This is a genomic window from Amycolatopsis sp. DSM 110486 (assembly GCF_019468465.1).
Taxonomy (GTDB): domain Bacteria; phylum Actinomycetota; class Actinomycetes; order Mycobacteriales; family Pseudonocardiaceae; genus Amycolatopsis.
Genome location: NZ_CP080519.1, coordinates 4,408,363 through 4,422,756, shown reverse-complemented (window position 1 = coordinate 4,422,756; position 14,394 = coordinate 4,408,363). Strand labels below are relative to the sequence as shown.

Here is a 14,394-nt window from a genome sequence, read left to right as displayed (position 1 = left end):
GTGACCACAATGGACCTGCCCCGCTCCCGTGCCGCGAACGAGCGGCTGCACCGGGTGATCCCCGGCGGCGCGCACACCTACGCCAAGGGTGAGGACCAGTACCCCGAGCACCTCGCGCCCGTGATCTCCCACGGCCGCGGCGCGCACGTGTGGGACGTCGACGGCAACGAGTACGTGGAGTACGGCTCGGGCCTGCGCTCGGTGAGCCTCGGGCACGCCCATCCGCGCGTGACCGAAGCCGTGCGCCGCGAGATCGAGCGGGGCAGCAACTTCACGCGTCCGTCCATTGTGGAAGCCGAGGCCGCGGAGCGGTTCCTCGAGAACGTGCCGACCGCGGACATGGTCAAGTTCACCAAGAACGGCTCCGACGCGACGACGGCCGCCGTGCGGCTCGCGCGTGGCGTGACGGGGCGGCCGCTGGTCGCGTTGTGCGCCGACCACGCGTTCTTCTCCACCGACGACTGGTTCATCGGCACCACGGCCATGCCCGCCGGCATCCCGGGTGAGATCACGGACCTGACGGTGCGGTTCCCGTACGGCGACCTCGCGGCGACCGAGGCCCTGCTGCAGCAGCACGACGGGCAGGTCGCGTGCCTGATCCTGGAAGCCGCGACGCAGCAGGACCCGCCCTCCGGGTACCTCGCGGGTCTGCGCGACCTCGCCCACCGCTACGGCGCGCTGCTGGTCTTCGACGAGATGATCACCGGCTTCCGCTTCTCCGAGCACGGCGCGCAGGGGCTGTTCGGCGTCACGCCGGACCTGTCCACGTTCGGCAAGGCGCTCGGCAACGGCTTCGCCGTGTCGGCCCTGGCCGGCAAGCGCGAGTTCATGGAGCTCGGCGGCCTGCGCGACCCGCGCGAGCGCGTGTTCCTCCTGTCCACGACCCACGGCGCCGAGACGCACTCGCTCGCCGCGGCGATGGCCGTGATGGACACCTACGAGGCCGAGGACGTCACCGCGCGCCTGCACGCGCTGGGCGCGCGGCTGGCCGCCGGTGTGCGCGAGGTGGCCGCGGCGCACGACGTGGCCGACCACGTGGTGGTGCGTGGCCGTGACAGCAACCTGGTCTTCGGCACGCTCGACGCGTCCGGCGCGCCGTCTCAGGACTACCGCACGCTGTTCCTGCGCCAGCTCTTGACGGGCGGCGTGCTGGGCCCGTCGTTCGTGGTCAGCGCGGCCCTGACGGACGCCGACATCGACCACACCGTCGAGGCGGTGGCCGGGGCCTGCGTGGTCTACCGCAAGGCGCTGGACGCGGGCGACCCGTCGCCGTGGCTCGGCGGACGGCCGGTGAAACCGGTGTTCCGCCGCAAGGCCTGAGTTACTTGACGAGCACCAGGTAGGCGAATCCCAGCACACCCCGGTAGGCGGTGACGTACTCGCGTTCGCGGGTGTCGAGCCACTCGCGCGTCTCGGCGGCGCGTGGGTCGTCGGGGTTTGCGAGCAGCCACCGAAGCCGGCCGGCGCGGGAGGTGGACTCGAAGTCGTCCCACTCGCGCTGGTCGGCGGTGCTCAGGTGGAGCACGCGCCAGCCCGTGTCGCGGCAGGCTTCGAGGAGGCCGGGCAGCGGGAGGACGTCGTCGCCGAAGATTTCGCGAGCGGCGGGCGTCGGGTCGGCTGACCAGCAGCCGTCGCCGTAGAGCAGGTGGTCGGTGACGTCGGCGAGGGCGGCCAGGGCCTGGCGGGTGCCGCCGAAGGCGTGGGACGCGCCGATGCAGAGCGCGCGGTCGGCCCGGCCCTGCCAGGCGGCGGCGTCCTGCTCGACGAACTCGACCTGGGCGCCGCGTTCCTTCGCCGCGCGGCGGCCGCGTTCGATCGCCACCTCGTCGGTGTCCACGGCGATGCCGCGCGCGGCCGTGCCGTCGACCGCGCGGATCAGCAGCTCACCCCAGCCGGCGCCGAGGTCGACGACGGTGCCGTCGGTGACATCGAGGCGGTCGAGCAGCAAGGCGGCGTGGGTTTCGTCGAGCGGGGCGTTCCAGCGCATCGCGGAGCGGCGGGAGAGCGTGAAGTCGTCGGGCACGGGCGACAGCCTCGCTGCCGGGCCTACGGGTGTCACGTGGTTTTCCGCGGCCGGAGTGATCGACATCTCGGTTGAACGGGAGGTGAACCGCAGGGGTTTCTGGCACCGTGTCTCATTCATGAGCAATCCCTTGATCGCGCCGACCCAGGACTCGACGAAGGCGTATTCGGGCATCACGCTGCTTGAAGACGCCAACGACCTGAAGACGGCGATCGAGACCGGTGACTGGGCGTCGGTGGCGATGGGGGCGGTCGGGACGGCGCTCGACGCGCTGTCGATGGCCATGGACCCGTTCGGCGCGATCCTCGCGGCGGGCGTCGGCTGGCTGATGGAGCACGTCGGGCCGCTCAAGGAAGCGCTCAACGGACTGACCGGCAACGCGGACCAGATCGCGGCGCAGTCGGAGACGTGGAAGAACGTCGCGGGTGAGCTGGAGGCCGTGGCCTCGGACCTGCAGGACATGGTGCAGGCGGACCTGCAGTCGTGGACGGGATCCGCGGCGGACGCGTACCGCCAGCGCAGCCAGGATCTGGCGTCTCTGCTGGGAAGTGCGCAGAAGGGCACCGAAGGCGCGGCCAGCGGTGTGAAGACGGCCGGCGAGGTCGTCGGCGCGGTGCGGGCGCTGGTGCGCGACATCATCGCCGACCTGATCGGGCACATGATCAGCTGGGCGTTGCAGGTGGTGTTCACGCTCGGGATCGGGTTGACGTGGGTGGTGCCGCAGGTCATCAACGCCGTCGCGAAGACCGCGTCGAAGATCACCGACGTCGTGACGAAGCTGGTCAAGGCGCTCAAGGCGTTGATCCCGCTGCTGAAGAAGGCGGGGACGCTGTTCGAGGACGCGGGCAAGGCGTTGAAGGGGCTCAAGGGCGGCAAGATCTCGGCGCCCCCGAAGCCGAAGACCGTCGACGCGCCGCCGAAGGCGCCCGACGTGAAGACGCCGCCGAAGGGCGGGGGCGACAGCACGACGGCGTCGGGCTACACGCCGCCGCCCAAGCACGACACTCCCTCGCCGACGAAGAACGATGACTCGACGACGGCGTCCAGCGCCGGGGACACTCCGCCGCCGCTGAAGAACGACCCGCCGCCGGCCGCGAAGACGGACGACTCGACCAGCGCGTCCGGCGCGGGCGGCACCCCGCCGCCGCTCAAGAACGACCCGCCGCCGAAGACGAACGACTCCACGAGCGCGTCCAGCGCCGGCGACACCCCGCCGCCGGCCAAGAACAGCCCGCCGCCGCTCGACCCGCCGCCGGCCGACCGCGGCCTGCCCGGCGGTGGCAACGGTGGTGGCACGGGTGGTGGCAAGGGGGGCGGCAAGGACACCACCTCCGCACAGAGCTCGATCAAGGACACCAACACCACCCCGCGCTCGAACGACACTCCGACGGCCGACCGCCTCGCCTGCGGTGACCCCATCGACGTCTCCACGGGCCGGGTCATGCTCACGCAGGAGGACGTCCGGCTGGACGCCGCGCTGCCGCTGGTCCTCTCGCGCACGCACCTGTCGTCGTACCGGATCGGGCGGGCCTTCGGCGCGTCGTGGGCCTCGACGCTCGACCAGCGGCTCGAAGCCGACGGCGACGCCGTGCACTTCGCGGCCGAAGACGGCACCTTCCTCGAGTACCCGAAGCCCGTGGTCGGCGGCGAGGTGCTGCCGGTGACCGGCCCCGCGTGGCCGCTGACGCGCGCCATCGACGGCTCCTACGTGCTCACCCAGCCCGACCGCGGCCGCGCGCTGCTGTTCTCCGGCGCGACCGGGCGCCTGGTCACGGTGAGCACGATGACCGGCGACCAGCACTTCCGCCTGTCCTACGACGACGCGGGCACGCTGACCGACCTCACGCACTCGGCGGGCCACCACGTCGGCGTGACCACCGACGGCGGCCACGTCACCGAGTTGACGCTGCTCAGCGGCGGCGCGCCGGTCGTCCTCGTGCGCTACGCCTACGACGAGCGCGCGAACCTGGCCGAGGTCCGCAACTCCTCGGACCTGCCGCTGCGCTTCGGCTACGACGCCGAGGGCCGGCTCGCGAGCTGGGAAGACCGCAACGGCATGTGGTACCGCTACTCCTACGACGCGCAGGGCCGCTGCGTACGCGCCGAAGGCCGCGACGGCGATCTGCGCTACGGCCTCGCATATGACCCGCGCCGCACCACGGCCGTCGACTCGCTCGGCGCCACCACGGTGTTCGACCTCAACGACGCGTTCCAGGTCGTGGCGGTGACCGACCCGCTCGGCTTCACCACGCGCATGGAGTGGGACGACCGCGACCGGCTGCTCTCGAGCACCGACGCGCTCGGCGCCACCACCCGCAACCAGTACGACGAGGCCGGCGATCTCGTGGAGATCGTCGCGGCCGACGGCTCCCGCACCACGGCCGAGTACGACGACGAGCACCGCCCGGTGAAGGTCGTCGAAGCCGACGGCGCGGTGTGGCTGCGGGAGTACACAGAGGACGGTGACATCGCGGCGGCCGTCGACCCACTCGGCGCGCGCACGCGCTTCGAGTACGCGCGGCCGGGGCTGCCCGCCACCGTGACCGGGCCGCTCGGCGAGGTGACGCGCTACGAGTACGACGCCGCGGGTCTCCCGGTCGCGGTGACCGACGCCGTCGGCGCGACGCAGCGCACGGTGTTCGACCGCTTCGGCCGCCCCGCCGCCGAAACCACCGCACTGGGCGCGGTCACGCGCACCGCGTGGACCGTCGAGGGCGAGCCGCTGAGCGTCACCCGCCCGGACGGCACGAGCGTGTCCTACCGTCACGACGGCGAAGGCAACCTCCGCGAAACCCGCGAAGCCACCACCGTCTCGCGCACGGACTACTCCGGGTTCGACCGGCCCGTCGCCGTGACCGCGGTCGACGGCTCGCGCGTGGAACTGAGCTACGACACCGAAACCCGCGTCACGGGCGTGCGCAACGAGCTGGGCGCGCGGTGGCGCTACGAGTACGACGCCGCCGGCCGGCTCGCGGCCGACACCGACTACGACGGCCGCCGCCGCGCCTTCCGCTACGACGCGGCGGGCCGGCTGGTCGAGCAGACCTCGGCCGGCGGCCGCGTGCTGCGCTTCGGCTACGACGCGGTGGGCCGCATCGTGCGGCTGGACGCCGACGGCGCCGTCGCCACCTACGAGTACGACCTCGCCGGCCGGCTCGTCCGGGCCGTCAACGAGGACACGGACCTGCGTCGCACCTACGACCCCGCCGGCCGCCTGGTCGAGGAGTCGGTGAACGGCCGCGTGCTGTCGTCCACTTTCGACGCTTCGGGCCGCCGCACCTCGCGCACGACGCCGACCGGCGCCCACGCCGAATGGCGCCACGACGCGGCGGGCCGGCCGATCGCGCTGCTCACCGCGGGCCGCGAGCTCACCTCCGTGCGTGACCTCGAAGGCCGCGAGGTCGAGCGGCGGCTGGGGAACGTGCGGCTGCGCCAGGCCTGGGACGCGCGCGACCGGCTCGTGACGCAGACCCTCGTGAACGGTCGGCCGCTGCAGCAGCGCTCCCTGCACTACCGCCACGACGACACCGTGACCGCGGTCGACGACGCGCTGACCGGGCGGCGGCAGCTACGGCTGGACCCGATCGGCCGTCCGCTGGCCGTCGAGGCCCCGGCGAGCCGCGAGACCTACGGCTACGACGCGGCGGGCAACCTCGTGCAGCCCGGCAACCGCGTGTACGCCGGCAGCCTGCTCAAGCGCGACGACACCGCGGAGTACGAGTACGACCCCGACGGCAAGCTCGTGCTGCGCCGGACCGCCCAAGGCAACGAATGGCGGTACGAGTGGGACGGTCACGAGCGGCTCGTCGCCGTGCACACCCCGGCCGGCCACCACTGGCGCTACCGCTACGACGCGCTCGGCCGCCGCGTCGCCAAGGAGCTCCTCGACGCCGCCGGCACCCTGCGCACCCGCACCGAGTTCACCTGGGACGGTGAGCAGCTCGCCGAGCAGGTCACCGACGGCGTGCGGGCCCTGGTCTGGCACACCGAACCCGGCAGCGGCCGCGTGCTCACGCAGACCGAACGTGTGCTGCACCAGGCGAGCGGCGAATGGCGCGACCACAGCCTCCGCGGCGTCGTCACCGACCTCGCGGGCGCCCCGACCGAGCTGCTCGACGCCGAACAGGGCCTGGTCTGGCACGGCACGCTCACCGCGTGGGGCGCCGCGACCGGTCCGATGCCGACGCCACTGCGCTTCGCCGGGCAGTACCACGACGACGAAACCGGCCTGCACTACAACTTCCACCGCTACTACGACCCGACCGCGGCGCGCTACCTCAGCCCCGACCCCTCGGGCCTGAGGCCGGCGACGAACCCGTACGCCTACGTCGCCGACCCGGTCGGCTGGACCGACCCGCTCGGGCTGGCGCCGTGCAAGCTGTCGTTCGACCAGGCGCACAGCACGCCGGACGGGCCCTCGCTGAACCTGCGCGGACCACGCAAGTCGGGCAAGACCGGCCGGACGCCGAACAAGATCCGCGACGAGCAGAAGTTCAACGACATCGCGGAGAAGGCCGGTGTGCCGAACCCGAACAAGCAGCGCCTGACGCTCAACGGCGACGCCCAGACGATGGTGGAGAACAACCGCGGGCTCGGCGGGAAGCTGCACGAACAAGCGCGCAGCGATGGCCTGGTCTCACCGGTGTCCAAGGACCGGCAGGCCGTCGATGCGCTGGGCCGCAACGACCCGAACACGAGGAACTTCTGGGAGCAGCAGGACCGGCGCGACCAGCACACGGCGAACCAGGTGACCGAGAACAACAAGCAGGACCACCGCGACGCCGGCCGCGATCAGGAAGTGGACGACCGGCTGCGCCCCGTCATGGACAAGCACGAGGCCACCGGCTCGTTGCTGGACAAGTACGACGGCGTGGTCGTCGGCGGCAAGCACGACGGCAAGCACCCGGGCCTGGAGATGATGCGCGACAACATGGGCGACCTGAAGAACAACGGCGTCAACAAGGTCTACCTGGAAAGCCTGCGCGACGACGCGCACAACGGCATGGTCAAGGACTACCTCAACTCCCCGCCCGGCAGCGAGATGCACCCGGATCTGAAGAAGTACCTCGACTCCAGCCCGAACGGCAAGCTGGTGGGCCAGGTGATCGACTCGGCGAAGAAGGAGGGCGTCGACGTCATCGGCATCGGCGGCAACCCCGCGCGGCGCGACCTCGACGGCGGCGCCGGGCTGTTCCAGCGCCACGCGATGTTCAACTCCTACGGCGCTGAGTCGGTGGCGCACCACCAGACGGCCAACCCGGGCAAGTACGTGATGGAGATCGGCGAGGCGCACGGCAAACCGCACACGTGGAACGGTGCCGCACCGGTCAACGTCGGTGGCGTCGACCTGCCGCCGAGGTCGGCGGGGATCGGCGACCTGCTCGGCGTGCCGCAGGTGAAGGGCGACGGCCCGGGTGGCACGCTGCAGCGGATCGACGGTTCGACGAACCTGAGCTGATCAGTCCACTTCGGAAATGATCCACCAAGTGCGCAATTTCGCGGAAATGTGTTGTCGGGCAAGGAAGATTCACTCGTCGGGGCAGTCGGCGGACCCCATCAGGGAAGTTACGGGGGCGCCGGCGGACCGTAGCGTTGGGCCATGGGTAGATCCGTGGCCGTCGTGGTGGGGCTCGTATATCTGACGAGCGGCCTTTCTGGAGCGACGGCCTCGGCCGGGACCGCCGCGGTGTGCGGCACGACGGTGACGGAGTACGCGTCGGCGCCGTCCGGGGCCGTGGTGGTGGATCCGGCACACGACAGCGAGCTCGCCCAGCGCACATCGGACAGCCCGGCGGGCACCACGTTCTGGCTCAAGCCCGGCACGCACACGCTCGGCACCGACGCGTTCGGCCAGGTCCAGCCCAAGGACGGCGACACCTACCTCGGCGCGCCGGGCGCCGTCCTCGATGGCCGCGGCGTCAACCAGGCCGCGTTCACCGGGCAGGCCAAGGACGTGACGATCCGCGGCCTCACCGTACGGGGCTTCGCCGCGCCGCAGGACCAGGGCGTGGTGAACCACGACTCGGGCACGCACTGGGTCATCGAGGACAGCACCATCGAGGACAACCGCGGCGCCGCGCTGATGGCGGGCGACCGGCAGGAAGTCCGCCGCAGCTGCCTGAAGGACAACGGCCAGTACGGCATGAACGCCTACCGCGCCGGCGACGGCATCATCGGGCTCGTGCTGGAGGGCAACGAGATCACCGGCAACAACACCGACGACTGGGAGACCAAGGCGCCGGGCTGCGGCTGCAGCGGCGGCGTGAAGTTCTGGGCCGTGAACGGCGCCGACATCACCGGCAACTGGGTCCACGGCAACCACGGCCCCGGTCTGTGGGCCGACACCAACGACAACGACTTCCTCGTGCGCGACAACGTGATCGAGGACAACGACGCCGAAGCGCTGTTCTACGAGATCAGCCACAACCTCACCGTCAGCGGCAACGTGTTCCGCCGCAACGGCCTCGTCGCCGGCCGCGCCCGCGCCGCCAAGGGCGACAACTTCCCCGTCGCCACGATCTACCTCTCCGAGTCCGGCGGCGAACCCGGCCTGGGCGCGCGCACGCACCAGATCGACATCGGCGGCAACACCTTCGAGGACAACTGGGGCGGCGTCGCCCTGTGGGAGAACGCCGACCGCTTCTGCAACAGCCCGGCCAACACGTCCACGGGCTACTGCACGCCGTTCGCCACGAAGGCCCAGTGCAGCGCGCCGGGCATCGCGCAGAAGCCGCTGTACGACGACTGCCGCTGGAAGACGCAGAACGTGACGGTGCACGACAACACGTTCACCTTCGACCCGGCGCACCTGGGCTGCACGCAGTTCTGCGGCCGCATGGCGGTGCTGTCCAACTACGGCAGCTACCCCGACTGGTCCCCGTACAAGGGCGACGTGGTGCAGCAGGCCATCACCTTCGGCCAGAACAACCACTTCAGCGACAACACGTACTCGGGTCCGTGGATGTTCGTCGCCCACGACACCAGCCGGGTGCTGACGCCGGAGCAGTGGCAGGCGGGGCCGTACGGGCAGGATCAGGGCAGCAAGTTCTGACGCGGTTGATTCAGGCGCAGACTGGTGACATGCCGCTGAAGCGCACGGACGTCGTCACGGCGGCGCTGGAACTCCTCGACGCCGAGGGACTCGACGGGCTGACCATGCGCGAGCTCGGCGCCCGCCTCGGCGTTCGGGCCGACGCGATCCACGGGCTTTTCAAGGACAAGGACGCGCTGCTCGGCGCGATGGCCGACCGGATCACGGCCGCGATCACGGAGACGCCGTTCGATGACGGTCCATGGGACGCGCAACTGGTCGAGCTGGCCCACCGCGCACGCGGCGCCCTGCTCGCGCACCGCGACGGGGCGCGGGTGGTCGCCGGCACCTCCGTCGTGGAGCCGAACACCGTCCGCGGCGGCGAGGCGGCCCTCCGCGCCCTCGCCGACGCCGGCATGCCGATCGAACGCGCTGGCTGGGTCGTCTTCGCGCTCCTGCACTACGTGCTCGGCCACACGATCGAAGAGCAAGCTGAACGCTCCGGCGACCAGGCGCGCGACGCCGGGTCCGACAATCGGCTGCACCACGCGATGGACAGCGTGCGCAAGGCCGCCCCCGAGGCTCGGTTCGCGTTCGGCCTGGAGCTGTTCGTCGACGGCGTCCGCGTGCGGCTCGCAGCGGCGCAGGCTTGAGGAGCCCAGGCCTAAAGCCGCACGGCGACGCGGTCGATCGCGAACGCGGTGGCCGGGACGATGGCGAGCGCCGCCGCGAAGCCGCCGATGGTGTCGGTCGGGTAGTGGGCGCCGAGGCCGACTTCGGCCCAGGCCATCAGCGCGCCGCAGATGAGCGCGAGGGTGAGCGTCAGGGTGATGGCGGCGGCGCGGTGCAGGCGGTCGGCCAGCACGAACGCGCCGATCAGTGCCAGGGCGGTCGCGAAGGCGGTGTGGCCGCTCGGGTAGGACAGGAAGTGGCCGTGGATGGTGCGGCCGGTGATGGGCTTGAGCAGCGACGTCACCGCCACCGTGAGCCCACAGCCCACCAGGGTGAGCACGGCCGTGCGGGGGCGGCGGGCGAGCAGCGCGCCGCCGGTGATGAGCACGATCACGATCGCCGAGCCCGCCGGCTCCCCGACGAAGTCCACGGCCGTGGCGAGGTACCACCAAGGGTCCGGCAGCAGGTCAGGGCCGGGCAGGAGCGGGGTGTCGAACGCGGTGGGTTGCGACTCCCCTGCGAAGAGGACGGCGAGGACCACCAGCACGACCAAGCCCAGGCCGGCGACGACCAACACCGGCGTGCGCACGGACACCGGCAGCGCGGGCGGCGCCGCGCGGACGGCGGATCTCATCGAGCGGAATCTCTCATCGAGCCGAGCGCCCTTTCACCCCGCGGAACCCTGACCGGACCGAGCAGCAAGCGGACAACCCGCCGAGGAGAACCGTACGGCGGCTTTCGTCACCTCGGTGTCAAGCCGGGCGGTAGGCGGCGATCGTGGCCTCGTAGCCCTCGACCAACCGCCGGAAACCCACGGCGGGGGTGAAGTCCTCGTCGTAGCGCCGGCGGGCGGCGTCGCCCATCTTGTGGTTGCGTTCGGGGTCGGCGAGGACGTCGCGAAGGGCGTCGGCCAGTGCCGAAGCGGAGCCGGGCTCGTGAAGGACGCCGGTGACGCCGTCGGAGATCAGTTCTTCGAAGGCGCCGTGGGCGGGCGCGACGGTCGGCACGCCGGCGGCCATGGCCTCGACCACGACGAGGCCGAATGCCTCCAGCCACGCCGAAGGGGCGACCACCGCGGCCGCCGAGGCGGTGAGCTGCCGGCAAGCCGCCTTGTCTTGCAGCCCGACGTACGAGACGTCCGAGCGTGAAGAAGCCCAAGCGGCGACGTCGTCCGAAAGCGGCCCGGTGCCCGCGATCACCAGCGGCAAGCCGAGTGAACCGCCGAGCAGGTCCCACGCCGCCATCAGCAGCGGCACGCCCTTTTCCTCCGTCAGCCGGCCGAGGAACAGCACGTGGGAACCCTCGCCCACCCGCCGAACGCCCGGGTCGGTCACGAAGTTGTGCTTCACCGTCATCCGCGAAGCCGGCATCCCCGCGTCCACGAGCAACCGCCGCTGGGCGTCGGAGATGCAGAAGAAGCGCGTCACGTCGCTGCGCCACCGCGAGCGGTTCAGCAGGAGGTTCGCGGCCATCGGCACCGTCGCCGCGGGCGAGCCCCGGTAACACCCGTGCCGAACGGCGGGAACGGGCGCGCCACCCACGCAGTCCGTGCAGATCCGCCCGTCGCGGTAGAGCGTGCCGGGCGGGCAGACCATGCCGTAGTTGTGCAGCGTCGCCACCACCGGCACCCGCGCGTCCGCGCACGCCGCCAGCACCGAGGGCGACAGGAGCGGGAACGTGTTGTGAACGTGCACCACATCCGGCCGCTCGACCTGCAACCGAGCCGTCAGCTCAGCCCGCGCCGAACGGTTCCACGGCACCTGCACCGGCACCAAAGCCTTGCGGGGCAAGGACATGGCAGCGATGTCGTCGCTCTGCCGCTCGAACAACGAAACCCGAACGCCGCCGGCCGCCAGCAAAGCCGTCTCCGCGTCGACCACGTTGTTCTCCCCGCTCGGCTGCTCCGAGCGGTAGCGGTTGTGGACCACGAGCACCTTCATGCGGGCTGCCCCTTCGGAATGAACTCTTCGTCGGAAGCGGCGCGCACCGTGCCCTGGGCCAGCAGCGACGCGGCCAGCGCCAGGTGCAGCAGGTACGGCGACGCGTCACCGAGCCCGGCCTCGGTGTAGGACGCGGAAATGCAGTACGTGATCAGGAAGATCGCACACGCGCGTGCCAGCGACGGGGGCCGCAGCACGGCCACAGCGACCAGCACCAGCAGGAACGACGCGACGATCGCGATGCCCGTGAACCCCTGCTCGTGGTACACGGCGAGCCAGCTGTTGTCGATCGGCAGGCCGTCGTAGGACTTGTCGGTGAGCCCCACGCCGAAGATGTACTCGTTGACCGTGCGCGGCGCGGCCAGCAGCGCGTCCCACACCTTCGCGCGGCCGGTGAGGCTGGAGAAGTTCTCCTCGCTCTGCCCGCGCAGGAACCACGCTTGCAGCAGCCCGCCGAGCACCACCACGGAGAAGCCCGCCACCAGCACGAACGTGGTGAACACCTTGCGCGCGCGGGAGTTCGTCATGGCCAGCGACAGCAGCGCGACCACGAGACCGGCCACGAGACCGAGCGTCGCCGTGCGCGTGTGCGAGAGCAGAAGCAGCCCCAGCGAGGGCACGATCACGATCAACGCGCTCGTCATCGTCGTGCGCTTGCCCAGCCACAGCAGCGCCGCCAGACCTGCGATCACGGCCGCGTACTGCCCGACCTGCGGCGGCGTCAGCGGCCACACCGCGCCCGCGAGCCGGCCGCCGTAGCTCTCCGGCATGGCCTTGCCCGGCGCGATCACGAGCCCGATCGCCACCGACACCAGCACGGCGCTGAACATCTTGATGTGGTGGCGCACGAACGTGAACGACCCGTTCCACCAGCGCGTGAGCAGCCACAGCGTCGCGAGGAACACCCCGAAGCGGAAGCACCGGAACAGCGACCCGAACCCGGCTTCCAGGTGCAGGCTCGCGACGGTGCTCGTGACCAGCAGCAGCGTGAGCAGCAGCAGGTACGCGCTCGGCCGGATCTTCAGCCGCGGGTTCAGCGCCAGCGCGATCACGAACGCCGTCATCAGCGCGCCCATGGTCACGATCTGGCTCACTGCGCGCGGCAGCGGGATCACGGTCTCCGCGCCGGTCGACCCGAGCGTGTTGAGGATCAGCAGCGCCCACGCGGCGCCGACGAGCTTCGGGGTCCGCTCGCCCGTCTCCGCCGGTGTCGGTTGCCGGATGCTCGTCAGCAGTGCCATGTCAGCCTCCGCCGTTGCGCTGGTACGTCGTGCGCGCGTCCTGGTTGTACGGCGCGCCCTCCCACTCGCCGATGCCGAGGACGTGGCTCATGTCCGTGGCGATGAACGTCCACGGCCCCACGTACGCGTTGTCGTGCCAGCTGTTGCCCTGCTTGAAGGTGATCGCGTTCTGCACCACGTCACCCTTGTACGGCGACCAGTCCGGGTAGGTGCCGAAGTTCGACAGCAGGCCCATGCGCCCGCACGTCTCCTCGCAGCCGATCGCCGAGGGCTGCAGCGTGAAGCGGTTGTTGTGGATGTCCACGCGCTGGGTCTTCCAGCGGCAGTCGTCGTACAGCGGTTTCTGCGCGATCGCCGGCGCCGCGCACTTGGCCGTGTCGGGCTGGAGCTTCGTGCAGACGCCGCTGGAAGTGTTGGCCGGGCTGTTGCAGAAGCGGTCGGCGTTCTCCCACAGGGTGATGCCGTTCCAGTTGTTCTCGAACACGTTGCCGTAGATCTCGAGCTTCGACGTGCGGGCCTTCACGCGCGGTTCGCCGCCGGACTCGGAGATGTAGATCGTCGCGGTCGGGAACGAGTCGCCGCGGTCGGCGTAGTCGCGGCCGTCGACGAGGTTGTTGCGCCGGATCGTGTTGTTGCGGATCACGGCGTTGTAGCTGGTCTCGTAGATGATCGCCGCGCTGTCGTTGCTCTCGATGAGGTTGCCCTCGATGAGGAAGTCGTTGTCGTTCGTGTCGGCCCACAGGCCGGTGCCGCGGTTGTCGTGCACCCAGTTGCCGACGACGTCGGCACCGTTGACGGCCCAGAACTTGATGCCGCCGGTGCAGCCGCAGCCGTCGATCTTCTTCTCCCAGTCACCGGTGTTGTTGCCGGTGATCTCGTTGCCACGCACCACCAGCCCGGTGATGTCGTCGTCGGCGGAGAACGCGTTCATGCCGTACTGGCCGTTGCGGCGCAGGCAGTTGTCGAGCACCTGCTGCTTGTTGCCCGCCATCAGACCGGCGCCGTCGTTGTCCTGCACGGTGGCGTGCTGGATCACCCAGCCGTCGCCGGAGTCGTGGTTCACCACGCCTTCGTCGCGCGGGGCGACGAAGTTCTGCACGGTGAGGTTGGTGATCTTCACGTTCTTGGCGTGGCCGGTGAAGGCGTACTGGTTGATCTTGCGCCCGTCGAGCACCGCGCCCGGCCCGCCGATGAAGACGTCGCCGTCCTTGGGCTGGACCTGGTCGAACCGGTCGTCGCCGAGGTGGTGGCTGCCCGGCGCGAGCCAGAACGTGGTGCCGGCCGCGGCGTCGCGGACCTTCGCGGCGAAGTCGTCGGTCACCGCCACGGCCTGCGCGCCCGCGGGCGCGGTGGCGGGTCCGGGCGGCATCTTGTCGCACACCGCCGCCACCGGCCCGGATGGCGCCGCCGACGTCGCCGCGGCCTGGCTCGACGCGGCGTCGTCGTCGGGCGCGCTCGTGCACCCGGCGAGGACGAGCGGGCACAGCA

9 protein-coding genes are annotated in these 14,394 nt (G+C 71.1%); 4 read left to right on the top strand and 5 right to left on the bottom strand.

Going from position 1 to position 14,394, the window contains the following annotated elements:
• Positions 1 to 9: 9 nt before the first annotated feature.
• Complete coding sequence (locus K1T34_RS21500; RefSeq protein WP_220246011.1) at positions 10 to 1,320, top strand: glutamate-1-semialdehyde 2,1-aminomutase; 1,311 nt, start codon at positions 10 to 12, stop codon at positions 1,318 to 1,320.
• A 1-nt stretch (position 1,321) separates the two neighbouring features.
• Here the strand turns inward: K1T34_RS21500 and K1T34_RS21495 are convergent, their stop codons facing one another.
• A complete protein-coding gene (locus K1T34_RS21495) occupies positions 1,322 to 2,023 on the bottom strand; it encodes a cyclopropane-fatty-acyl-phospholipid synthase family protein (RefSeq protein ID WP_255638630.1) in 702 nt (233 codons plus the stop codon).
• Positions 2,024 to 2,141: 118 nt separating this feature from the next.
• Here K1T34_RS21495 and K1T34_RS21490 point away from each other — a divergent pair, with 118 nt between their 5' ends.
• From K1T34_RS21490 to K1T34_RS21480, 3 genes are all read left to right on the top strand, one after another.
• Positions 2,142 to 7,481 (top strand): RHS repeat-associated core domain-containing protein, encoded by a 5,340-nt coding sequence (locus tag K1T34_RS21490; RefSeq protein WP_220246010.1) that lies wholly within the window; start codon positions 2,142 to 2,144, stop codon positions 7,479 to 7,481.
• A gap of 141 nt (positions 7,482 to 7,622) precedes the next feature.
• Complete coding sequence (locus K1T34_RS21485; protein ID WP_220246009.1) at positions 7,623 to 9,074, top strand: right-handed parallel beta-helix repeat-containing protein; 1,452 nt, start codon at positions 7,623 to 7,625, stop codon at positions 9,072 to 9,074.
• Positions 9,075 to 9,103: 29 nt separating this feature from the next.
• Positions 9,104 to 9,706, top strand: coding sequence for a TetR/AcrR family transcriptional regulator C-terminal domain-containing protein (locus tag K1T34_RS21480; RefSeq protein WP_220246008.1), 603 nt, complete (start codon positions 9,104 to 9,106; stop codon positions 9,704 to 9,706).
• A gap of 11 nt (positions 9,707 to 9,717) precedes the next feature.
• Here K1T34_RS21480 and K1T34_RS21475 read toward each other — a convergent pair whose 3' ends face one another.
• The 4 genes from K1T34_RS21475 to K1T34_RS21460 all read right to left on the bottom strand — a co-directional run bounded on the left by K1T34_RS21475 (position 9,718) and on the right by K1T34_RS21460 (position 14,275).
• Positions 9,718 to 10,359, bottom strand: a complete 642-nt coding sequence (locus K1T34_RS21475) for a phosphatase PAP2 family protein (RefSeq protein ID WP_220246007.1) — start codon at positions 10,357 to 10,359, stop codon at positions 9,718 to 9,720.
• A 118-nt stretch (positions 10,360 to 10,477) separates the two neighbouring features.
• A complete protein-coding gene (locus tag K1T34_RS21470; protein ID WP_220246006.1) occupies positions 10,478 to 11,665 on the bottom strand; it encodes a glycosyltransferase family 4 protein in 1,188 nt (395 codons plus the stop codon).
• Positions 11,662 to 12,906: an O-antigen ligase family protein gene (locus K1T34_RS21465; RefSeq protein ID WP_220246005.1), complete on the bottom strand. Its 1,245-nt coding sequence runs from the start codon at positions 12,904 to 12,906 to the stop codon at positions 11,662 to 11,664. Before K1T34_RS21465 ends, K1T34_RS21470 begins: the two co-directional genes overlap by 4 nt.
• A 1-nt stretch (position 12,907) precedes the next feature.
• Positions 12,908 to 14,275, bottom strand: a complete 1,368-nt coding sequence (locus tag K1T34_RS21460) for a right-handed parallel beta-helix repeat-containing protein (protein ID WP_255638778.1) — start codon at positions 14,273 to 14,275, stop codon at positions 12,908 to 12,910.
• Positions 14,276 to 14,394 lie beyond the last annotated feature (119 nt).